27 protein-coding genes are annotated in these 21,154 nt (G+C 69.7%); 14 read left to right on the top strand and 13 right to left on the bottom strand.

Annotation, left to right across the window (positions count from 1 at the left end; all coding sequences use genetic code 11):
* Positions 1–27 precede the first annotated feature (27 nt).
* The 3 genes from AC07AB_RS37555 (at position 28) to AC07AB_RS37545 (ending at position 1,919) form a co-directional block, all read left to right on the top strand.
* The gene (locus AC07AB_RS37555) at positions 28–249 is read left to right on the top strand and encodes a DUF5988 family protein (protein ID WP_478576573.1); all 222 of its coding nucleotides are present in this window, start codon (positions 28–30) and stop codon (positions 247–249) included.
* Positions 250–333: 84 nt separating this feature from the next.
* Positions 334–1,068 carry a creatininase family protein gene (locus tag AC07AB_RS37550; protein WP_478576571.1) on the top strand — a complete coding sequence of 245 codons (735 nt, stop codon included), beginning with the start codon at positions 334–336 and terminating at the stop codon, positions 1,066–1,068.
* A complete protein-coding gene (locus AC07AB_RS37545) occupies positions 1,065–1,919 on the top strand; it encodes a RibD family protein (protein ID WP_478576569.1) in 855 nt (284 codons plus the stop codon). The genes AC07AB_RS37550 and AC07AB_RS37545 overlap by 4 nt, the downstream gene beginning before the upstream one ends.
* Here AC07AB_RS37545 and AC07AB_RS37540 read toward each other — a convergent pair.
* From AC07AB_RS37540 to AC07AB_RS37520, 5 genes are all read right to left on the bottom strand, one after another.
* The gene (locus AC07AB_RS37540) at positions 1,830–2,825 is read right to left on the bottom strand and encodes a lysylphosphatidylglycerol synthase transmembrane domain-containing protein (RefSeq protein WP_478576567.1); all 996 of its coding nucleotides are present in this window, start codon (positions 2,823–2,825) and stop codon (positions 1,830–1,832) included. The two genes, AC07AB_RS37545 and AC07AB_RS37540, sit on opposite strands and share 90 nt — an antisense overlap.
* An 8-nt stretch (positions 2,826–2,833) precedes the next feature.
* The gene (locus AC07AB_RS37535) at positions 2,834–3,649 is read right to left on the bottom strand and encodes a class I SAM-dependent methyltransferase (RefSeq protein ID WP_478576565.1); all 816 of its coding nucleotides are present in this window, start codon (positions 3,647–3,649) and stop codon (positions 2,834–2,836) included.
* A gap of 77 nt (positions 3,650–3,726) precedes the next feature.
* Positions 3,727–4,833: a glycosyltransferase family 4 protein gene (locus AC07AB_RS37530; protein ID WP_478576563.1), complete on the bottom strand. Its 1,107-nt coding sequence runs from the start codon at positions 4,831–4,833 to the stop codon at positions 3,727–3,729.
* An 11-nt stretch (positions 4,834–4,844) separates the two neighbouring features.
* Positions 4,845–5,243 carry a 6-pyruvoyl trahydropterin synthase family protein gene (locus AC07AB_RS37525; protein WP_478576561.1) on the bottom strand — a complete coding sequence of 133 codons (399 nt, stop codon included), beginning with the start codon at positions 5,241–5,243 and terminating at the stop codon, positions 4,845–4,847.
* 2 nt (positions 5,244–5,245) lie between these two features.
* Positions 5,246–6,265 (bottom strand): zinc-dependent alcohol dehydrogenase, encoded by a 1,020-nt coding sequence (locus tag AC07AB_RS37520; protein ID WP_478576559.1) that lies wholly within the window; start codon positions 6,263–6,265, stop codon positions 5,246–5,248.
* Between the two features lie 225 nt (positions 6,266–6,490).
* Here AC07AB_RS37520 and AC07AB_RS37515 point away from each other — a divergent pair, with 225 nt between their 5' ends.
* Positions 6,491–7,246, top strand: a complete 756-nt coding sequence (locus AC07AB_RS37515; RefSeq protein ID WP_478576603.1) for a CDP-alcohol phosphatidyltransferase family protein — start codon at positions 6,491–6,493, stop codon at positions 7,244–7,246.
* 185 nt (positions 7,247–7,431) lie between these two features.
* Positions 7,432–8,082 carry a GTP cyclohydrolase II gene (gene ribA / locus AC07AB_RS37510; RefSeq protein WP_478576557.1) on the top strand — a complete coding sequence of 217 codons (651 nt, stop codon included), beginning with the start codon at positions 7,432–7,434 and terminating at the stop codon, positions 8,080–8,082.
* A gap of 87 nt (positions 8,083–8,169) precedes the next feature.
* Here ribA and AC07AB_RS37505 read toward each other — a convergent pair whose 3' ends face one another.
* Positions 8,170–8,985, bottom strand: a complete 816-nt coding sequence (locus AC07AB_RS37505; protein ID WP_478576555.1) for an AfsR/SARP family transcriptional regulator — start codon at positions 8,983–8,985, stop codon at positions 8,170–8,172.
* Between the two features lie 27 nt (positions 8,986–9,012).
* On the opposite strand from AC07AB_RS37505, the gene AC07AB_RS37500 reads away from it, so the two are divergent.
* The 3 genes from AC07AB_RS37500 to AC07AB_RS37490 all read left to right on the top strand — a co-directional run bounded on the left by AC07AB_RS37500 (position 9,013) and on the right by AC07AB_RS37490 (position 12,037).
* Positions 9,013–9,612, top strand: a complete 600-nt coding sequence (locus AC07AB_RS37500; RefSeq protein WP_478576553.1) for a hypothetical protein — start codon at positions 9,013–9,015, stop codon at positions 9,610–9,612.
* 184 nt (positions 9,613–9,796) lie between these two features.
* Positions 9,797–10,969: an AAA domain-containing protein gene (locus AC07AB_RS37495; RefSeq protein WP_478576551.1), complete on the top strand. Its 1,173-nt coding sequence runs from the start codon at positions 9,797–9,799 to the stop codon at positions 10,967–10,969.
* A 309-nt stretch (positions 10,970–11,278) separates the two neighbouring features.
* On the top strand, positions 11,279–12,037 hold the full coding sequence (locus tag AC07AB_RS37490; protein ID WP_478576549.1) for a DUF5131 family protein: 759 nt from the start codon (positions 11,279–11,281) through the stop codon (positions 12,035–12,037).
* A gap of 42 nt (positions 12,038–12,079) precedes the next feature.
* Here AC07AB_RS37490 and AC07AB_RS37485 read toward each other — a convergent pair whose 3' ends face one another.
* Entirely contained in the window at positions 12,080–13,189 is a 1,110-nt protein-coding gene (locus AC07AB_RS37485) for a three-Cys-motif partner protein TcmP (protein WP_478576548.1), read from the bottom strand.
* A gap of 282 nt (positions 13,190–13,471) precedes the next feature.
* Here AC07AB_RS37485 and AC07AB_RS37480 point away from each other — a divergent pair, with 282 nt between their 5' ends.
* The 6 genes from AC07AB_RS37480 to AC07AB_RS37455 all read left to right on the top strand — a co-directional run bounded on the left by AC07AB_RS37480 (position 13,472) and on the right by AC07AB_RS37455 (position 17,571).
* Positions 13,472–13,705, top strand: coding sequence for a YozE family protein (locus tag AC07AB_RS37480; protein ID WP_478576547.1), 234 nt, complete (start codon positions 13,472–13,474; stop codon positions 13,703–13,705).
* Between the two features lie 129 nt (positions 13,706–13,834).
* Entirely contained in the window at positions 13,835–14,143 is a 309-nt protein-coding gene (locus AC07AB_RS37475) for a DUF4238 domain-containing protein (RefSeq protein WP_478576545.1), read from the top strand.
* A 17-nt stretch (positions 14,144–14,160) separates the two neighbouring features.
* Positions 14,161–14,361 (top strand): hypothetical protein, encoded by a 201-nt coding sequence (locus tag AC07AB_RS37470; protein WP_478576544.1) that lies wholly within the window; start codon positions 14,161–14,163, stop codon positions 14,359–14,361.
* A 2-nt stretch (positions 14,362–14,363) separates the two neighbouring features.
* On the top strand, positions 14,364–14,840 hold the full coding sequence (locus tag AC07AB_RS37465) for a hypothetical protein (protein WP_478576543.1): 477 nt from the start codon (positions 14,364–14,366) through the stop codon (positions 14,838–14,840).
* Positions 14,837–16,324: a UvrD-helicase domain-containing protein gene (locus AC07AB_RS37460; RefSeq protein WP_478576542.1), complete on the top strand. Its 1,488-nt coding sequence runs from the start codon at positions 14,837–14,839 to the stop codon at positions 16,322–16,324. The genes AC07AB_RS37465 and AC07AB_RS37460 overlap by 4 nt, the downstream gene beginning before the upstream one ends.
* 431 nt (positions 16,325–16,755) lie before the next feature.
* A complete protein-coding gene (locus AC07AB_RS37455; RefSeq protein WP_478576541.1) occupies positions 16,756–17,571 on the top strand; it encodes an SDR family NAD(P)-dependent oxidoreductase in 816 nt (271 codons plus the stop codon).
* A 4-nt stretch (positions 17,572–17,575) separates the two neighbouring features.
* Here the strand turns inward: AC07AB_RS37455 and AC07AB_RS37450 are convergent, their stop codons facing one another.
* From AC07AB_RS37450 to AC07AB_RS37425, 6 genes are all read right to left on the bottom strand, one after another.
* On the bottom strand, positions 17,576–18,169 hold the full coding sequence (locus tag AC07AB_RS37450) for an IS3 family transposase (RefSeq protein ID WP_478576540.1): 594 nt from the start codon (positions 18,167–18,169) through the stop codon (positions 17,576–17,578).
* Positions 18,170–18,251: 82 nt separating this feature from the next.
* Positions 18,252–18,452, bottom strand: coding sequence for a transposase (locus AC07AB_RS37445; RefSeq protein ID WP_478576538.1), 201 nt, complete (start codon positions 18,450–18,452; stop codon positions 18,252–18,254).
* 82 nt (positions 18,453–18,534) lie between these two features.
* Positions 18,535–19,707 carry an MAB_1171c family putative transporter gene (locus tag AC07AB_RS37440; RefSeq protein ID WP_478576537.1) on the bottom strand — a complete coding sequence of 391 codons (1,173 nt, stop codon included), beginning with the start codon at positions 19,705–19,707 and terminating at the stop codon, positions 18,535–18,537.
* Entirely contained in the window at positions 19,697–20,218 is a 522-nt protein-coding gene (locus AC07AB_RS37435; RefSeq protein WP_478576536.1) for a hypothetical protein, read from the bottom strand. The genes AC07AB_RS37440 and AC07AB_RS37435 overlap by 11 nt, the downstream gene beginning before the upstream one ends.
* 117 nt (positions 20,219–20,335) lie before the next feature.
* Positions 20,336–20,818 (bottom strand): hypothetical protein, encoded by a 483-nt coding sequence (locus tag AC07AB_RS37430; protein ID WP_478576535.1) that lies wholly within the window; start codon positions 20,816–20,818, stop codon positions 20,336–20,338.
* Between the two features lie 105 nt (positions 20,819–20,923).
* The coding region (locus tag AC07AB_RS37425) for a hypothetical protein (RefSeq protein ID WP_478576533.1) at positions 20,924–21,154 on the bottom strand (231 nt) is incomplete at its 5' end.

Below are 21,154 nucleotides of genomic sequence, written 5' to 3'. Positions count from 1 at the left end.
ATGAGTCAGCACACGGAGGGAAGCAACATGTCTGGAACCAATTCTGGAATCAAGGTTGTTCTGGTCGGCGGCCCCGCCTACTTCCCCGACGAGCAGCGCGTGCAGTACGCGACCTCGCTCACCGAGACATTCAAGAAGCGATTCCGCAACGGCTATGAGCACTTCGTCCACCAGGACGCCTTCCACATCCTGGACGGCGAGGAGATCCCGGTCCTTCAGTGGACGGCCTGCACGGCCATCGCCGAGTAGAGGGGGCACCTCGCGCCGGCGGTGTGCGAAGTACTCTCTGACAGCGTGATCGAAGTCGCGCACCACACAGAGACGGGGATACCCGTGGATCAATTCGCCCCGTACACACTGCCGTCGGACACCACCGCCGATGCGGGCGAGCGCCAGGCCACGGTGGCGCTCCTGCCCGTCGGCAGCCACGAACAGCACGGCCCGTACCTGCCGCTGGCCACCGACACCCTCATCGCCTGCGCCATCGCCGACCGGATCGCCGCCGCGTATCGAGTCCAGCTCCTCCCGCCCGTCACCATCTCCTGCTCGCACGAACACGAGCGCTGGCCCGGAACGGTCAGCATCTCGGCGCCCACGCTGCACGCGATGATTCGCGACATCGCCGCCGGCCTCGGCCGCTCGGGCGTCACCGCGCTCGTCGTCGTCAACGGCCACGGCGGCAATTACGTGCTGCGCAACGCCGTCCAGGAGAGCAACGCCCAGGGGCGGCCGATGGCGCTCTTCCCCAGCGGCGCCGACTGGGAGGCCGCGGCCGCCCGCGCCGGGCTGGCCACGCTCCTGCGCAGCGACATGCACGCCGGGGAGCTGGAGACCTCCGTCCTTTTGCACGCCCGCCCCCAAGTGGTGCGACCCGGCTACGAGTCGGCGGACCACCTGTGCGACGACCGCCCCCGCCTGCTCACCCTCGGCATCGGCGGCTACACCTCCTCCGGCGTCATCGGCCGCCCCTCACTGGCCTCGGCCGACAAGGGACGGCTCGTCCTGGACCAGCTGACGGACTCCTTCACCGCCGTGCTGGACGCGCTCAAGGAGGTCAGTTCCCGATGACGCGGCCGCCGCTGGAGACCGCGGGCGCCTGGGAGCGGCTGCTGACCCTTCGCACCCGCGCCCAGGCCGAGGCCGCCGGCCTCGTTCGCCTGCCGGACGGCACCTGGCAGTGGCGCCGGCGCGCCGATGAGGAGGCCCGCCGCCTCGCCGCGCTCTACGCCCCCCTGTGCCTGGCCGGGCCACGCCTGGCGTTCGCCCAGCTCGGCCAGAGCCTGGACGGATTCATCGCCACCCGCACCGGCCACTCCAACTACGTCACCGGAGAAGCGGACCGCCTGCATCTGCACCGGCTGCGGGCCCTGGCCGACGCGGTGGTCGTCGGCGCCGGCACCGTCGTCGCGGACGACCCCCAGCTGACGGTGCGCGCCTGCCCGGGACCCAACCCGGTGCGGGTGGTGCTCGACCCCCGGGGCCGCGCGCTGCACTCCGCGCCCGGCGCCCGGCTGTTCACCGACAACCACGCCAGGACGCTGCGCGTGGTGGGCGATGGCGGGCAGGGCGACACCGACGCCGATGGCGGCGTTGATGCTGATGTGCTTCAGATGCCGTACCGCGGCGGCGGATTCGACCCCCGGGAACTGCTCGCCGCCCTCGCCGCCCGCGGCCTGCGGCGGGTCCTTGTCGAGGGCGGCGGCCGCACCGTCTCCCGCTTCGTGCACTGCGGGGTGCTCGACCGGCTCTATGTCACCGTCGCACCCGTCCTCATCGGTGACGGTGTGCCCGGATTGCGCTTTTGCGGGCCAAACCGCATGGACGACGCGCTACGCCCGGCGGTCCGCTCGTTCCCGCTCGGCGACGACACGCTCTTCGCACTTGAGCCGGCCGCCCGCGCCGTGCCGGGCGGCCAGTGAGCGCAAGAGCAGCACACCGGCGCCCGGCAGGCTGGAGACCAGGGTGAGCGCCCCGTACACCACGGAGACCGACAGCCCCTGCCGGGCCCCCAGCCCGGCAGCGCCGAACGCCAGCGCGCACACGCCCTCCCTCGGGCCCCACCCGCCGGCGTTCACCGGCAGCGCCATCGCCAGCAGGGCGAGCAGCAGCAGCGGCACCAGCGTCGCCAGTGGCGCCGAAGAACCGGCCACCCGCGCCGCGTTCAAAAACAGCCCCAGATGGCAGGCCAGCGTCAGTACCGACAGGAGCAGCACGCCCGGCCACACGTCGGGGGCGAACAGGCCGGCGCGTACATCCGCCACCGCCGCGGTCAGCGTCCGCCGCCAGCGCGCGGTGCGGCGCCCCCGCCACAGCCCCAGCGCGACCACGACCAGCAGCGCGCACAGCACCGCCCCGGCGACCTCCAGCGGGGCCCGTACGGCGTCGATGACCGGGGTGAGGGCCGGTCCGGTCAGCAGCACCAGCACCCCGGCGGCCACCAGGACCACCTGTCCCGCACTGCGCTCCAGCACTACCGCGCGCACCCCGCGCCCCAGCGCCCCGGAGTCCTTGCCGTGCCGCACCCCGCGGTGCACATCGCCGAGCACGCCCCCGGGCAGTACGGCGTTGAGGAACAGCGCGCGGTAGTAGTCCGCGACGGCCGTCCGCAGCGACAGGTCCAGGCCCAGCCGACGGGCCACCAGGCACCACCGCCAGGCACTGAAGACCGTCGCCGGAACCGTCAGCGCGAAGGTGCCCAGTACCGCGAGGGCATTGATACTGCCCAGCGCCTGAAGGAACGCCGAGGTGCCCACCTGGTAGACGACGGCCGCCAGCACCACCAGCGCGGCCGGCACCCGCAGCCGCCCCCACAGAGCGCGTGGCATACGGGGACTCATACCGGTGTACCCCCCGCCGTGCCCGGCAGCACCAGCAGATCGCGGTGCCCGACCGTGACACGCAGCGCGCCCGCCCGGCACGCCTTGATGCGCCGCTCCAGATAGGCGTCGGCGTGCGCCGCCAGCTCCGGCCGCTGCGTCAGGGCCGCGGCGACCCAGCCGCGCAGCCAGTCCTCGGCCAGCGGCGCCTCCTTCGCGCCCAGCCGCCACGGGCTCGCATACGAGGACACCACCGCGCCGCACCGCTCGAACTCGGCCGTGGCCACGGCGACGGCGTCTGGGCCCAGCAGGTACCGGCCGCCGTCGGCACGCCGCTGATGGGCGTTGAAGGCGGCCGCGAACTCCGCGTCCAGCGGGTCGGCCGGATCGAGGGCGACCTGCCCGACGACGGACAGCGCCAACAGCGCCGGGCAGCCGGCCTCGGTGCACACCGCCGCGAGGCGGCGCACGTCGTCGTGCGTGAGAAGGTCCAGCAGCGCCGAGGCGGTCACCAGCGAAGTGCCCGCCAGATCGGCGGAGTTCAGGCGGGTGACGTCCCGCCGCTCGGCCCGGGCCGTCACCGGGCGGCCGTCGGCACCGGTGCGCGGCAGGCCGGATGCGGCCAGGGCCAGCAGCTCTTCGTCGCGGTCGCACACCATCCAGTGCTGCGGCCCGTCGAGCCGGGGGGCGAGCCAGCGGCCCATCGAGCCGGTGCCGCAGCCCAGATCACGGACGAGAAGAGGGGTGCCGACCGGCCGTATCCGCTCCAGATACGTGCGCAGCGGCTCCAGCGGCGCGACGGACCGTGCCGCGGCGTCGGCGCTCTCGCGCAACGCCAGCCACCGCGAGGGGAACCGGGGGGAACCGACGGGGGAGTCAACGGGCGAATCGGCGGAAGAGTCAGGGGTGTTCAAGAAGCCCTCCGGGGCTCGTACGCAAGTTTTCCGAGTGCCCCCGCAAGCTCTCGTGTGGTCTCCTGCCATCCTTCCAGCCCGGCCCGGCGGCTGTGCGCACGGGACCTCAGGCGGTCACGCAGCGCGGCGTCGGTGAGCCAGCGGCGCAGCGCGTCCGCCAGGGCGCGCGGGTCTTCTGGCGGCACCAGGAGGCCCGGCACCCCGCCGTCGGGGGCCCGGCCGAGTGTGTCGGGAACCGCGCCAACGGCCGTGGCCAGCACGGGTATTCCGCGCGCCAGGGCCTCGGTCACCACCATGCCGTAGGTCTCGGCCCGGGACGCCAGGACGAACAGATCGGCGGCGGCGTACGTCTCGGCCAGCGCCTGCCCTGTGTGCGCCCCGGCCAGGCGGACCCGCTCGCCAAGGCCGTGCCGCTCGATCCGCTCGCGCAGCCGCGCGGTGTACGCCGGGTCCAGGTGCAGCGGCCCCACGAAATCGCAGCTCGGCCGCGGTTCGGCGAGGGAGGCCAGAGCCTCGACGAGGAGGTCTTGCCCCTTGCGGGGGGTGACCGAGGCGACACACAGCAGCCGTGCGGCGCCGTCGGTGCCGGGTGCGGGCGGCGCGGGGTCCGTACCCGGCGCGGCGACGTGCACCCGCCCGGCGTCCAGGCCGTGCCGCCCGGCCAGTTGCCGTGCCGCCCACCAGCTCGTCGCCACGACCGCGCCCGCGGCCCGCAGCACCTCTCCCTCGCGCCGCTCCAACTCGGCCGCCACGTGCGGCGTGGGCCCCGTCTCGTCGGCCAGCGGCAGATGCACCAGTACCGCCAGCCGCAGCCGACGTGCGTGCGGCACCACGGCCTCGGGCAGGCCGCACGCCACCAGCCCGTCCAGCAGGGCGAGCGAGCCGTCGGGCAACTGGCCCAGCAAGTGCTCCAGCTGGGCGGATACCGCCGCGCCTGGCCGGGGCCAGGCCCCCGCGACGGGCAGCTCGCGTACCTTGAAGCCCGCCGCCGCCAGGCCCTGGCACACCCGGCGGTCGTACGCGTTGCCGCCGCTGGGCGCCGCCGGGTCGTCGACGCCGCCCGGCAGCACCACATGGACGATGCCGTCGGCCGCCGGGGGCATCGCGGCCAGGCTCACAGGGCGCGCTCGTAGGTCGCCCAGGCGACGTGCGATTCGTGCAGCGCCACCGAGATGGCGTCCAGGCCGAGCGCGTCGTCGCCCAGCGCGCCCACCCGCACCCGGTCCGCCATCCGGTCGGCGACGACCTTCGCCAGGAACTCCGTTGTGGTGTTCACCCCGGCGAAGGCGGGATCGTCGTCCAGATTGCGGTAGTTGAGTTCGTCGAGCACGGTGCCCAGCTCGACGGTGGCCCGCCCGATGTCGACGACGATGTTGTCGGCGTCCAGCTCGGCGCGGCGGAACGTCACATCCACCATGAACGTCGCGCCGTGCAGCCGCTGCGCGGGTCCGAAGGTGTCGCCGCGGAAGCTGTGGGCGACCATCATATGGTCGCGAACGGTGATGCTGAACAAGGTCACTCTCCGGAACTCGCGGCCGCCGGCGCCTTCTCGCCCGCGGCGGGGCCGTACGTGATGCGATGACACAGGGCGGGCAGATCACCGCTGGTGATACGGGGCATGACACCGGGCAGCTCCTCGAAGCCGGACTCGCCGGTGATCAGGGCGTCGAACGCCGGGTCGGCGAGCAGGTCCAGGGCCAGCGCGAGCCGGTCCGCGACCGTGCGCCGGGTCTGCCGCGCGGGCGCCACCGCCCCGACCTGGCTGCTGCGCAGCACCAGCCGCCGGGAGTGGAACGCCTCGCCCAGCGGCAGGCTGACCTTCCGGTCGCCGTACCAGCTCAGCTCGACGAGCTCCCCTTCGGGGGCGAGCAGTTCGAGGGACCGGACGAGCCCGGCCTCGGTGGAGCTGGCGTGCACGATCAGATCACAGTCGCCCGCCGCCTCGCCGGGGGTGGCGAATTCCACGCCGAACGCCTCGGCGACGGCGGCCCGCGCCGGATCGGCGTCCACCAGCTGCAGGCGGACGCCGGGGAAGCGGGCGAGCAGGGCGGCGACACTGCAGCCGACCATACCGGCACCCACCACCGCGATCCGGTCACCGATCAGCGGTGCCGCGTCCCACAGTGCGTTCACCGCCGTCTCCACCGTCCCGGCCAGCACCGCCCGCCCCGGCGGTACCGCGCTGGGCACGGGGGTCACGGCGTGGGCCGGGACGACGAAGCGGGTCTGGTGCGGATACAGGCAGAAGACCGTGTGCCCCAGCAGTGCGGGCGGCCCCATCTCCACCACTCCGACATTGAGGTATCCGTACTTCAACGGCCCGGGAAACTCGCCCTCCTGAAAGGGCGCCCGCATCGCCGTACGCTGACTGCCGGGCACCCGGCCGCCGAAGACGAGTGTTTCGGTACCCCGGCTCACACCGGAATACAGCGTGCGAATCATCAACTCGTCCGCACCGGGCGGCGAAAGAGGAACCGGCCGGATCTCTCCGTGGCCGGGCGAGCACAGCCAAAAGGCGCGAGCCGCGCGCTCCATATTCGGGGTCCTCCACAACTTCGGGCTCAACACGGGCTGAGCAGTCGGACATTGAGTTACCGGACGACGGACCGCTGACGGACGGACCGCCGGCCGATGACTCTTTCATTGGCAGCCACACGTACCATAAGCAGTTCTATGAGGCTCCGCACTGCCATGGGAGGCCAGGTGGTCACGCAAGAAAAGCGCGGCACAGGCACGTTGGACCGGCAGGTGACAGCGGGCATGGCCGGCCAGCTCGCCCTGCTGGCCGTGCTGTGGGCCACCGCGGGCCTGGGGCCCGTGGGCTGGCTGGCCGGGACGGCCTCGGGTGTGGTCGTCTGGGCCGTGCCGCGGCACGCACTGCGCCGGTCCGGGGCCCGCTCGCTGGGCCCCGCCGACCGCGTCACCGCCCTGCGGGCCACCCTCGCCGCAGGCGTGACGGCGCTGGTGGCGGACGCCGGGCCGCAGGCGCCCGCCGCCGCCGTCGTGGCCCTGGCCGCCCCGGCACTGATCCTGGACGCCGTCGACGGCCAGGTCGCCCGCCGCACCGGCACGGCCTCCTCGCTCGGAGCGCGCTTCGACATGGAGATCGACGCGTTCCTCATCCTCGTCCTGAGCGTGTACGTCGCCTCCTTCCACGGCGCGTGGGTGCTGGCCATCGGCCTCATGCGTTACCTGTTCGCCGCGCTGAGCTGGTGGCTGACCTGGCTGCGTGCGCCGCTGCCCGCGAGCTACGCCCGCAAGACCGTGGCCGCCGTGCAGGGAATCGTTTTGGTGGCCGCCGGGTCCGGGGTCTTTCCGCGTACGGTCGCGGCCGTCGCCGTTGCCGTGTCCCTGGCCCTGCTGGTGTGGTCCTTCGGGCGCGACAGCGGGTGGCTGTGGCGCGCACGGCCCGCCGCGCGCCAAGACGACGGCGCTGCGAGCCGGGTCCGGGCGGGCCGGCAGCCGCGGCGGACGGCGGCGACACCGTGCCGCACCGAATCCGACGCCGCCCACTGAAGCGGCCCGAGAAGGCGGATGCGCCGAAGCCCGCGCTGGGCAGCACTACTTCGCCGGCGGCCGCGGAAGCCACTGCGGTGACCAGTGCGAGCCCCGCGCGCACCGCCCGCTGTTGAGCGCCTGGGCGCGGCCCGGCAAACACGGACACAGTGGTGAATGGCCACCTGCGCGGTACGATCAGGCGCATGGCAGACCAAGATCTCGCATTAAACGCCGCCTCTCAAAAGCCCCTGGTTGAGAGAGTGGTGGACGTCCGACTGCCCACTGAATACGGAGATTTTCTGGCCGTTGGCTATCTGGACCACCAGTCCGGGCATGAGCAAATCGCACTGGTCCATGGCGCTGTGACGGAGAGCGCCATGCTGACCCGGGTGCATTCGGAGTGCCTGACCGGCGACGTCTTCGCGTCCAAGCACTGCGAGTGCGGCGACCAGCTATCGGCGGCACTTCGGGCCATCGTCGCCGAAGGGGCCGGAATTCTCGTCTACATTCAGGGCCACGAAGGGCGCGGGATCGGTCTGCTCGCGAAACTGAAGGCGCTGAAACTCCAGACCGAGGGGCTCGACACCGTCGAGGCGAACCTGGCACTGGGACTTCCCGTCGACGCCCGCGACTTCGGCCTCGCCGCCGAAATCCTGCACGATCTTGGCGTACATTCCGTCCGGCTGCTGTCCAACAACCCCAGAAAGTGGGCCGCGTTGGAGGAGAACGGCATCACCATCACCGCACGGGTACCGCTGCTGGCGACTCCCAACGAGGAGAACCTCCGCTACCTGCTGGCCAAGCGTGAGCGCCTGGACCACCACCTGCCGCACCTGGACGGCCTGGTCAGCTGACGGACGCTCCGGAAAGCCGCCCCGGCACCGCGCTCACCGCGCCCTCATCCCGTCCGCGGTGACGTGACCCCCGGCACCTCCCCATCGTCATCGGAGTTCGGAAACCGCCGGCTGCAGTGCCAGTTCAGCCCCAGCCAGGGCCCCGGAATGGGCCGTTCCGAGGATATCGGCCTGGAGTCGCTGCAGATCGGCCGAAGGCTCCAGGCCCAGCTCCCGCTTGAGGATGCTGTAAAGGTATTGATACGCCTGCAGCGCCTCGCTCCGGCGGCCCGAACGGTGCAGCGCCACGATGAGCTGACCGTGAAACCACTCGTGAAGCGGGTAGTCCGCGACCAGTGTGCGCAGCTCCGGAAGGCATTCCTGATACCTGCCGAGCCGGTTCATGATCTCGATCCGCAGCTCCAGCGCGCGGATCCGCCATTCCTCCACCCGGCCGATCCGCCCGGCGAGCACACTGCCGGCCGGAACATTGCTCAAAATCGGCCCGCGCCACAACTCCAGGGCACGGCCGATCAGTTCAGCGGCCTCATCGAGCGCCCCCGCGGTGAACTCCCGCTGAGCCCGCTGCACCAGCCGCTCCAGATCCATCACATCGACCTCGTCGTCCGCCACCTCAACGCGGTAGCCGGGCGGATCGGTCACCACAATGCGCCGGTCATCGGCCGTTATCCGCTCATCGTTGAACATCTTGCGCGCGTGATACACATGCGTCTGCAATGTCCGCAGCGCGCCCCCTGCCGGGCTCTCTCCCCACAGTTCCCGGATGATCGTGTCCGTCGCCACCGCCTCCCGGGGCCTGAGCGCCAGCAAAGCGACCAGTTGCGAGATCTTCGGCGCTTTGGGCGCGTATCTCCGGCCGTCATCCGTGATGATCTCGAATGGCCCGATCAGATTGAACCGCACTGCACATGCTCCCGTTCTGGCGGGGAAATGAGCGTCAATTACCGGACGATGGCCGCTCGCCACCTGACCCACGACGGGCGCCCCCGCCCGGCCCGCGAGCAAGCCGTCGCCGCCGCCGTCCGCCTGGCCCACAGGGAACGCACGGCCGCCGCCTTCGCCGCCGAACGCGCAGCCGACGACCCCTTCGTACGGGCCGAACTGCGCACCACCGGTGAGGCCTTCGGCGGCACCGTCACCGCGATCGACCCCGAGCGCATCGTCCACGGCCCCACCGGTCGCGCACGATGGCGACCCCGGTTCACCCTGTCCACCACAGACCCCGTACACATGGAACCCGGCCAGCTCCTGGCCTCACACCTGCACCGCAACGCCCGTTACAGGCTCTGCGAGGTCACCTACGAAGACGACGCCACGCTCGTCGAACTCGAGATCACGGCCGGCATGGGCCGCGTCATCAGTCCCACCCATGCCGTCCTGTCCACAGCAGGCGACTTCCTCGTCCTCACCCAGGCGCAAGACCACTACCAGATGCCGGAACTGCCTGCGCGAGAGCACACGCCCTGGACCCATGGAGGGCCGCCGCGCGACCACACGGACGACCGCGGCGAAGACGAGGCCGGACAGTGACATCCCTTCACCGGCCGTCGCCGCAGGAGCAGACGGAGCAGGCCACCCGCGCCATCCTGAACGAACTGCACGCGCTCACCCCACCGCGGACTCGTCGTGGACGCCCCGCCCGGCGCCGGGAAAATCCACCCTGGTCGTCCAGGCCGCCGGCACGCTCGCGCAATCCGGCACCCCCTGCGTCGTCATGGCCCAGACCAACAGCCAGGTGGACCACCTGGTCCGGCGCTTCACCCGCGACCGCCCCGGCCTGAAAATCGGCCGGTTCACCTCGGCGGAACACACCCTCTCCGCCGACCTGCAGGCACACCCCGACGTCCGTACAGGCACCCGTATCCAGGACCTCGAAAAGTCAGCTCACGTCATCGTGGGGACCGCCATGAAATGGGCCACGGTCACAGGCCGCAGGTGGCCCTGGGCGGTCATCGACGAGGCCTACCAGATGCGCTCCGACGTGCTCCTGCGGACCGCTCACCTCGCCGACCAGATCCTCTTCGTCGGAGACCCCGGGCAACTCGACCCCTTCTCCACGGCCGACCTCCCTCGCTCGAAAGGGCCCCACGACCCCCTGGACAGCGCGGCCACCGTCCTGCTCGACAACAACCCGGACCTACCCGTCCACTGCCTGCCCGTGTCCTGGCGGCTGCCGGCCGCGGCCGTCCCCCTGATCAGCGACGCCTTCTACTCCACCCCCTTCCGGGCCGGAAGCGGCGAAGCCGACAGGACGCTCAGGTTCTCGGCCACCGGCATGGGCACTCCCATCGACGAAGTCGTCGAAACGGCAGCCCGGACCGGATGGGCACTGTTCGAGCTGCCGGCCCGCATCACCCACCGGGTCGACACCGAAGCCCTCCACTCCGTCCTCGCTATCGCCGAGCGGCTGCTGGTCCGGCGCACCGTCACCACGTGCGAAAGGGCCCCCGACGGTCACGTCCTTCAGCCCCACGACATCGCCATCGGAACCGCTCACCGCATCCAGGCCCACCGGATCCGCGCGCTTTTGGCACGCGAGTACCCCGAACTCCAGGGCATCACGGTCGACACCGCCAACCGGCTTCAAGGGTCCGAATTCCGCATCACCATCGTCCTGCACCCGCTCTCCGGCCGCGGGGACGCCTCAGCCTTCCACCTGGAAGCCGGCCGTCTTTGCGTCCTCACCTCACGGCACCGGCACGCCTGCATCGTCGTCGCCCGCGCCGGAATCCCCGAACTCCTCGACGCCCACCCCGCCAACGACCCCGTGCACCTCGGCGTCACCTCGAAGGCCCCCGAAGGCTGGGAGGCCCACCAGTCAGTCCTCGCCCACCTGGCCCGGCATGCCGTCCACGCCCAGGCGACCTCCCGTCCCCGGCGCGCATGACCGGTCCGCGGCCACGCGCCCGCAGCGTGTGCGCCGGACGGGCGGCAAACGACGGGCACCGGTTCCGGCCTGGCGGGCACGCTCTCAATGAGTCGCCTCGGAACGGCTGTTGGCGGGACGCGCGGCCTCCAAGGGGCCGCCAACCTCACAAAATAGTTCACAGGTTCTATTATTGGTTTGGCGGCTCCACGACGGCAGTCAAATGATTGGATGCCGGTGTCCGGTGAGACGACACGTCGTTGGGGGATGCAGCGGCGCCGAACGGGCCGCCGGGGTGAAGCGCGGTTCGAGGGGGTGGAGGGCCGTCCAGTGAGCGACCGCAGCGCGATCGAGTGGACCGAGGCGACGTGGAACCCGACGACGGGCTGCGACCGTGTCTCCGTCGGATGCGATCACTGCTACGCGCTGACGCTGGCGAAGCGGCTGAAGGCGATGGGCTCGCCCAAGTACCAAGCCGACGGCGACCCGCGCACGTCAGGGCCGGGCTTCGGGCTGACCGTGCACCCTCAGGCCCTGCGGGTGCCCTACGGGTGGAGGAGCCCGCGCACGGTGTTCGTGAACTCGATGAGCGACCTGTTCCACGCCCGGGTCCCGCTGGACTACGTGCGACAAGTCTTCGAGGTGATCCACGAGACGCCGCAGCACACCTACCAGGTCCTCACCAAACGGGCCCGGCGCCTGCGCCAGATCGCCGACCGGCTGGAATGGCCGCCGAACCTGTGGATGGGGGTCTCGGTGGAGAGCGCGAAGGAACTGCCCCGGATCGATGACCTGCGCCAAGTACCGGCCGCGGTGCGGTTCTTGTCGTGCGAGCCCCTGCTCGGCCCGCTCGACGGCCTGGACCCGACGGGTATCGACTGGGTGATCGTGGGCGGCGAATCCGGGCCGGGGGCCCGCCCGATGGACCTGGTCTGGGCTATGGACGTGGTGGCCAGGTCCCGGCAGTGTGGGTGCGCCCCGTTCGTGAAGCAGCTCGGGTCCTGCTGGGGCAAGCAGTACAAGGAGATCGCACAGTTCCCCGCAGCGCTGCAGGTGCGTGAATACCCCGAGCATCGCGTCCGCGTGTGATCTGCGCCTGAACAGCCAGGGCAGCGGGGGAGGGGCGTCGCTTCAGGCAGGCAGGCCGACCTGACTCTTGGTCGTGAGTCTCCCGCTCGAGAGCTGGGTCACCCGGCCCTTCTGCCGCATCTCCCGTATGGCCTGCAGCGCATGCTTGGGCAGCCAGCGCGCGGTCTCGGCCAGCAGCCACTCGCCGATCGTCTCCACCGCGGCCGGCCCCATCGACAGGCGCTGCGCGACCAGTTCCAGAAGCTCTTCGTCGGCAAGCCCCAACCCTTGGAACAGATCGATTTGGCCGTCGGGGACGGCCCCGCGCGTACGCGGATCGCGGAAGCTTTCGCCGTCCCGGTCGTCGACCTTCCACATGGCGTCCTTCATCGCCCGCAGCCCGGCCGTGCTGCCGGTCCCGAAGACGAGGTAAAGGGGCTGTCCGGTGCGCGGAACGAGCTTGAACTGCAGCTGGTAGGGGAAGCCGGACCGGCGCAGAGCATCCCGGTAGGTCGACAGCCACACGCGCCACCGCTCGTCGGAGCGCAGTTCGGCGTCGGCGGGCGTCCAGAACGCCCGGCCGCCGAAGACCGTGTCGAGGACGTCCGGGTTGAGGTTCTCGCGGCGGCTGAACCAGTTGGGACCGAAGGTGGTGACGACCTCGCTGGAAGGATTGCGGGCGATGCGCCGCATCGCGGTCAGCGGAACATTGACGCTGCCCCAGCTGTCGAATATGCCGAGGATGGGGTGGCCCCAGGCGCCCAGCCGGGTCAGCAGGGGCAGGCTGTCGGTCCCGGCCTCGCCCCGCTGGACCTCCACGTGGACCGGCAGGGAGCGCAACGGGCCGAAATGATCCTGGAGTTCGCCCAGCAGGTGCCTGTGCCGGGCGGGGTCCTTCTCGATGAAGACAAGGTGGACGCGCTGGGGGCTGAGGTGCATGCGGTCGACCGCGCTGTGGTTCAGCAGACGCTCGAGGATGAAGACGGGCGAGCCGGGTTCGCCGTCCTGGTAGCGGCCGGGACCGGCGAAAGCGTCCGGGAGTGTGACGCGGGGGCGGGCGTAACCGGTGCGCTGGGACGTCTGCAGCAGGATGGGCCACCAGGCGTCCAAGTAGCGTTCGTACAGGCGGTGTTTGGCGGCTGTTGCCGATTCCAGCGTCCACAACACACCCATCCTGGCCCCCTCCAGGTCGACAGGCGGGCGTCCGCCGACCGCCCCTGGGCCTGATGGTGAGAGCACTCCGGGTTTGCTGTAAAGAGCATGTACGGGCCGCCGGCTGTCCCGTCAGTTCACTGCAGCCACGACAACAACGCCCGCCCCCTGGGCCGTCATACGGATTCGCGCAGGCACCTGCATCGAGCCAGCAAGAACGCCAGCCACGGCCTCGCTCCCGCGTTGCGTTGCTGAACAATCCATGTTGGGTTTGCTCAGACACAACGGCGGAAGGATGCCGACATGACCAAGCCGAAGACCTTCACCTCGTGGTTGAAGACCCACGCCGAACAGCGCAATGCCATCGGAGATCTTGCGCGGGATGCATCTTCTGATCCCAACTGGCCCTCGCGCAGGGGGCTCCAGGGGCAGCTTGACTACCTTGAGGAGCGCGGCGCCATCCCGGCAGCAATTGAGACGCTCGACCGTGCCTGGGATCAGTACGAGGAGTATCGGGCGACCCAAAGGGACACCTGAGGGGGCGGGAATCTGAAGGACAGCGACCGCGAGGGATGACGCGACGGAGACTGCATCACCAGTCGTCCTCAGGGATGCGCTGCCGAACCGCCACCGCACCTCCACGCGGGAGCGCTTACGCTTGGTCACGTGTCTGCACCGACACTTCACCACTATGTGCCGCAGAGCTACCTGGCACGATTCGGGCGAGACGGCATGGTGAGGATGAAGCGCCGGTGCCCGCCGAAGAAGCACCTCGCCAACGTCAAGAACGTCGCAGCCGAGACCGGTTTCTACACGACCACGGACGAGAACGGCGTGCCCTCCACGGCCATCGAGCTCGAACTCAGTGGCCTGGAAGAGCAGGGACTCGCGGCCCTGCGCCGAATCGACGTGACAGGAATGTCTCCGGCCGTCGGAGCCGCCTGCTGCCCACCACAGTCCAGCACGGCCAACTGACCTTCCCCGACACCCTGATGGCCGTCTACGACCTGAGCAACCTCCCCTACAGCGAGCAACTGCGCTGGCGCACCCAGCGCTGCCCCGCACACGCCGCCGCCCCCGGCGCCGCCGATCTCGCCCCCGCAGCATGGCACCCCTTCGACCCCCTCCTGCACGCGGAACACATCCGCACCCGCCTTCCCCACCCACCAGCCCACCACCCCCACAACGGGTGACAATGCCGCACCACGCCCTGGAAATCGCGCTGACCCGGCCCCTGAAGACGGCCGAACTCCACCATGCCGCCCGAGCCTGGCCACTTGCGGCCAACAGCAACGCCACCCGCCTGATGACCATCGTGGACGCCAAGACCCCCGGCCGAGCCGTGCGCCGCCCGTGCCACCGCCTTCCCGCCCACCTGCCCATCGACGTCATCACCACCCACTACCCCGACGCGAGCGGCCAGGTCCTGCTCAACCTGGCCCTGGCACCCCACACCTACACCGCCCTGAAGGCCCACGCCCGTCACGCGGACCAGTCCCCGGAACACTTCGTGCAGCTGGCCCTCCACCGTGCCCTGGCCGAACGCGCCGACCAGCAGGCCGACCGCCTCGACCGTGCCGTACGCCACCTGCTCGCCCACACCACCCCCGCGCACCTGCTGTCCGCCGTCGGGCACGCACTCACCCGACTCCCCGAGGAACCGATGCCATGAAGCCGACCGACGAACAGACGGCAGCAGCCGATGCCTTCCACGCTGGCGACCACCTCACCCTCCAAGCAGGCGCGGGCACAGGCAAGACCACCACCCTCGCCCTGCTCGCCCACTCCACCCAACGCCGCGGCCGCTACCTCGCCTACAACCGGGCCATCGCCCGCGACGCCGCCACCCGCTTCCCCACCACCGTCACCTGCAAAACCGCCCACGCCCTGGCCTTCGCCGCCATCGGCCACCGCTACACCAGCCGACTGAACGCCCCACGCCGCCCCGCCTGGCAGACCGGACAAGACCTCGATATCACCAAACCCATCCGCATCGGCGAACGCGACGTATCACAACGCACCCTGTCCAACGCCGCCCTGCGCACCGTCACCCGCTTCTGCCACTCCGCCGACCCCACCATCAACCGCCACCACGTCCCCCATCTCCGCGGCCTCGAAGACCCATCCCTGCACAAACAACTTGCCGAACTCATCACGCCGTTCGCCTGCAAAGCATGGGCCGACCTCCAGCACCCCGACGACGGCAAGGTCCGCTTCGAACACGACCACTACCTCAAAATCTGGTCCCTTACGAACCCGAAGATCGCAGCCGACTTCCTCCTCCTGGACGAGGCCCAGGACACCAACCCCGTCGTCGAGCAGATCTTCAACAACCAGCGCTCCCACGCCCAACTGGTCATGGTCGGCGACTCCGCCCAGGCCATCTACCAATGGCGCGGCGCCAAAGACGTCATGACCGGCTTCGACGGTACCGCCCTGGCCCTGTCGAAGTCCTTCCGCTTCGGCCCCCGCCTCGCACACGAAGCCAACCGCTGGCTCTCCATCGCCGACGCACCGATCCGCCTGCAAGGCAGCGACCAAGTCCTCACCGAACTCGGCCTCGTCCCACGGACCGACGCGGTGCTGTGCCGCACCAACGTCGGCGCCATCACCGAAGTCGTCCAACTCCTGGCTGCCGACCACAGTGTCGCCTTGGTCGGGGGAGGGGAGAGCCTCCGAGCTCTGGCCCTGGCAGCCCGCGATCTCAAGGAAGGCCGCCGCACCCACCACCCTGAACTCGTCCTCTTCACCTCCTGGGGCGACCTGCAGGACTACGCCGGCCATGACCCGGCAGGCCGCGATCTGCAACCACTGGTCGACCTCGTCGACAAACACGGCACGGACGCCATCCTCGCCGCGGTCAACCAACTCACCCACGAAGATCAAGCCCAGGTCACCGTCTCCACCGCACACAAGGCCAAAGGCCGCGAATGGCCCAGTGTGCGGATCTCAGGCGACTTCCCACCGCCCCGCGACAGCGACCAACAGGACGACTCCGGACAGCCCATTCCGGGCCCGATTGACGACGCCGAAGCCCGGCTCGCCTACGTCGCCGTCACCCGGACCCGCAACCGCCTCGACATCGGCGGCCTCTCCTGGATCGACCAACACCCCGACGGAATCCTTGCGGCCAGCCCACCTGCCCCGAACCTTTGATGCCTGGTGTCGGCGCACAACAGCCGTCCACCCGAAGACCATGCGCTTCCCGTCGAACTTCGCACCGGCCGCATAGATCGACGACGAGTGTCCCGTACAAGTGAACGGGGATGGGTGAAGAAGCACCAGAAGCAGCACGAGCTGAGCTGGCGTGGTTGGCCTGCCTCCCACCAGTGCTGAGTGCCGGGTTCAGGAGCAGGACCGTCTCGATGCGGCGTGTTTCTGCCGCAAGCCTCCGCCGTCACACCGTCGCACCGTTCCACCGATTACTCCCCGCTTTGTACGCCGCTGCCCTTCGCCGCAGTCGTTCCTCGCCCCGCACCCAGCCGCGTGCCGACGGCAGCGGCACCCGCTCGGCCCGGCGATGCCGGCGCTTCGTATGATCGCAGTGCGGGGAACCGGAAGCCGACCACCTTCGGAGGCGAACGACCATGTCCAAGCAGCGTGTTGTCCTGGTGACGGGCGGGGGAACGGGAATCGGGGCCGCCACCGCCCGGCTGCTGCGCACCGCCGGGCACCAGGTCGTGATCTCCGGGCGGCGGCCCGAGCCCCTGCGCCGGGTGGCCGAGGAGACCGGGGCACTGGCCCACCCTTCCGACGCCGCCGACCCCGAGGCCGTGCGCGAGCTCGTCGAGACGACGGTGACGGCCTACGGGAGACTCGACGGTGTGGTGCTCAACGCCGGAATCGGGCGGGCCGGCGCGGTCGGCGACATCGCGGTCGAGGACTGGGAAGAGCTGATACGGACCAACCTCACCGGCCCGTTCCTGCTGCTGCGTGCCGCGCTGCCGCATCTGCTGGCGGCCCGCGGGGCGGTGGTCGCGGTCGCCTCGGTCGCCGCGCTCCTCAACAGCGTCGGCAACGCTGGCTATGCGACGTCCAAGGCGGGTCTGCTCCACCTCTGCCGCTCCCTCGCCGTCGACTACGGGCCGCAGGGGCTGCGGGCGAACGCGGTGTGCCCGGGTTGGGTGCGTACGGAGATGGCCGACCGGCGGATGGCGCGGTTCGCGGCGGAGGCGGGGCTGGCGGGCGGCGTCGAGGCGGCGTACGAGGAGGCGACCCGGCTGTCTCCCGCCGAGCGGCCGGGGGATCCGGAGGAGGTCGCCGAGGCGATCAACTGGCTGCTGTCGCCCGCCGCGTCCTACGTCAACGGGGCCGTCCTCACCGTCGACGGCGGGGTGACCACAGCCAGCGTCAGCGGCGCCGCCTTCGAATACCGGATCGAGGCGCGCACCCCGCGCCTGTAACGGACTACCGGACAGGCCCGTTCCACAGGGCTGGCGGGGCCCTGGCCCCACAAAGAGGCTGGGCCGGGACGGAGCCCCAGCGGCAGCCGTGCTCGGCGCCGGGGATTTCGATGCCGGCGGCGTGGCCCCCCATTGTCAACGGCTTCTTGGGGCGCCCTGCTTGTGAGGTCCGGGGAGATGCTCCGGAGTCGATCTGCGTCATGTCGCCCCACCACAACACGTCGGGCGCGACGGCGTCGAACGTGCGCCGCAGGACAGGAGCCGCTTTCCGCTTGCCCGGATGGGTCAGTGAACGGCGTCGGCGAGGCGGCGTGCGGCCCTGCAGGCCGAGCTCGGCCATGATGTCGACGACGGTGTTCTGCGACACCTGCCAGCTCTCCTCGCACAAGTCCAGCGTGATCCTCGGCGAGCCGTACGTCTGGCTCGAGTAGTCGAAGAAACAGCGGACCCGCTCGGCCAGGCCGACCCGCCTGATCTCGCGTTGCGTCGGCTGGAACGGACGGCGCCGCCACGTGTAGAACCAGGCTTCCGACCCCCCGAGCGCCCGGCAGGAGGTGCGGTACGGAACACGGTGCACGGTCTTCTGGCCGCTGATCACCCGACGAGAGCCGCCGGGTCCGCCCCAGCTACTTCACCCAGTGGACGATGCAACGTTTGAGCACGTCACGCTCCATGGCCAGCTACTTGTTGTCCTTCTTCAGCTGGGCGTTCTCCCCTCGCAACCGCGCGAGCTCCCCGCTCTCGCTGGCCGCCCCGGCCCCGCTGGCCCTGTGGGCACGGGACACCCAGCTGGCCAGCGTCCTGTCCTTGATCCCCAGGTCCTTCGCGACCTGCGCGATCGGCTTGCCGGTCTCGGCGACGAGTCCGCACGGCTCCCTCACGGAACTCCGTGTCAAACTTCCGCCTCTTGCCCGCCATGACTCCCGCAGTCGCTCCAGTGATCAAGATAGTGGTCATGAATATTCACTTCCTGTCGGATGTGTTCGGATGGATCGCGAAGTTCCGGGCTGGGGCCGAAGCGTAAGCTCGCGCCACGTCCAGGAGGAATGCCTTCTCGCTATCGAGGTCACCTTTGTCGAAGTTGACGAGACTGCCGACGGACTGCTGCTGAGGCAGGCGGGCGAGCTTGGCGCTGCGTGCCCCTGTCATTACACACGCGAGCACCGTCGCATCGACTTTGGCGTGAGCGACACCCACAGCGGCCACATCGCGGCGCGCGCGAGCCCACGTACCAGCGGCTGCATAGTCGTTGAGGACGAGAATGGCATCCCGGGTCTCGATGATTTTGCGGTAGGCCAGCAGCTGCCAGGATGCGTGCGGCCACACGATCTCGAGTAGTCGGTGGCGGGGTTTGAGAAACACGACGTGCGGCACGGCCTGTACCAGGTCGCGCCACAGCGGCCACAGGTGCCAGATGGTGCAGATCTCCGTTGCGGCGCCCCGCATTGCCCAGAGCGAGGGCAGTAGGAGGGCGATCGCGCGTAGCAGACCGTGCAAGTCCATGACGTACGGGAGGTACGGCAGCAGCCGATCGGTGTGGAATAGCAGGCTGATGAGCTGGCAGGACCAGAATAAGAAGGTGAGCGCGCTGCCGATCCCGAACATCCGTAAGCTTGCCTTGAGGACGGGGTTGGCCGTGCGTCTGCTGTACTGGTGGCACAGGGAAACGCATGAGATGTCCGCGGTGAGATGGACCAGAACCAAGACGAGCCAATAGGCAGTGGAGGGAGTCGGCGCACTGTGGCCCGTTACGGCGTGTTCCTGGTGTGGTGGAGCCAAGAAATCCAGGACCAGCAGGGACGCCATAGCCAGGCCCATCACGTACCACACGCTCAGACGTAAGCGGACGCCGACGACCGCCGAGACGAAGTGCAGCACTGCACCCGACGCGAGCACTCCGATCAGGTTCCGTGGCAGGGCAATGGCATGGACCCCTCCAGTGGCCTGGAGAGCGAGCTGGGTCACGGCAGGGAGCGTGAGCATCATGGCCACCGCAGCGGTAGCCACGGCCAACCACAGTCCGCGCTGCTCAGGGGTGCGTAGTGCGATGGAGGCACGTAGTGCCAGAGCCAGCCATAGGCAGCCCACACAGATGTAGTTGAACCAGTACAGTAAGCTAGAGGGGTCAGCGTTCATCTGCGGTACACGTCCCCAACGCAGCTTCCAGTCGGCCCAGCACGCTGTGCGGAGTTCTGGCGGCGGTCGGTGAAGCGCGGATGCGCAGCAGGCTGGCAAGCATCTCCGCCTCCCGTTCCTGGCGGTTGGTGTAACTGGTGCGGCCGAGCAGCCGTTGCGCCAACTGCGAGCTCAGGTCGGGAAGAAGGGCCTGAGAAGCCTCGCCGCGGCTCAGGCCCGCGCCACAGTGGTCAAACAGCATGTGCCAGATTTCGTGCAGCAGGATGTGTTCCTGGTGCACGCGGCTGGTGCGCTGCTCGAAAAAGATGTGGTCGTCGGTCTCGGTGGTGAGCCACATGCCGCAGATGTTGTTCCGGGCGGCCTGTTGCGGCAACGGATGCAGATGCAACGGACGTCTTCGCTGGGCGGAAAGTTCCTGGCACAAAGTATCGATGGCAAAGGGGTGTGGCACACTGAATTTGTCCAGAACCGACTGGCAACGCTGATGTAATCGAGCGTACTTTTTCGACATGCGTCTCCAATAGCCTGCTGTAGAGAAGACTGGTTGCTTTCGGGCCGCGTGCGAGCCGGTATGCCAGTGGCATACCAATGGACCCGGCCCACCGGGTATTCCGATGGGAACGCTTCCTCAGTCATGGGATCCGGCTGCGGGGGGATTCGGGTGGTTCACCGCCGAGAGGTGTTGCAGTTTGCGGGCCTCGTCGACCATAGTGAGTAGGGCGTCCAGGCTGGCAGGTGAGAGTCCTTCGGCGCGCAGCGCCAGACTGCGGATCTTGGTGTCGCGCAGCGCGGTGGCCAGCATTAGCTGGGCATTGACCCGTTCCGATACCTCCTCGTTGAGGAAATATTCGGGTGGCACCCCGAAGAACTGCGCTAGAATGTCCAGCTGTTCCAGCGTGAGGTTGCGTTTCTTTCCGGTGGCCAGTTCCCAGAGGTAGGTGGCGGAGATAGTGCCTCCGATCGTCTCGCTGATTTCCTTGGCGAGCCGCGCGTAACCGGGACGGGTGCGTTCGTCGGGATAGAGTGTCTCGATCAGCCTGTTGAGGCGCTGCTCAAGTTGCAGGAGCAGCGGACGGTCTTCCTTGCTGCGTGCCGATCCGTTACTGCGCATCTCTTGCCCTTCCCAGCAGAGGTCTCCCAACGGAGGCAGGAGCCAACCCGGCGTCTGCCAGGAGGGAGAAAGTCTAGTCCGGCCAATGACGTTGCCCCAAGGGAACTACTCTGGCGCATTGGTCACCTCCCGGCGGGGGTGTGCGGCCGCCGTGGTAGTGGGGTGGGCAGACGTCAGAGCCAGCAGGCAGGAGGCTGACAGGACGGCCAGAAACGCTTGGTAGAGCGCCACCAGCCATAGCGAGCCGTGCCCCACCGTTACCAGGGCCTGGGCCAGGGCCGGCGCCGTGCCCCCGAACACCACGCCGGCCAGTTGCTGGGCTAAGGAGATCGCGGT

Source organism: Streptomyces sp. NPDC044033, from assembly GCF_056434425.1.
This window is presented reverse-complemented; position numbering and strand designations above follow the sequence as displayed.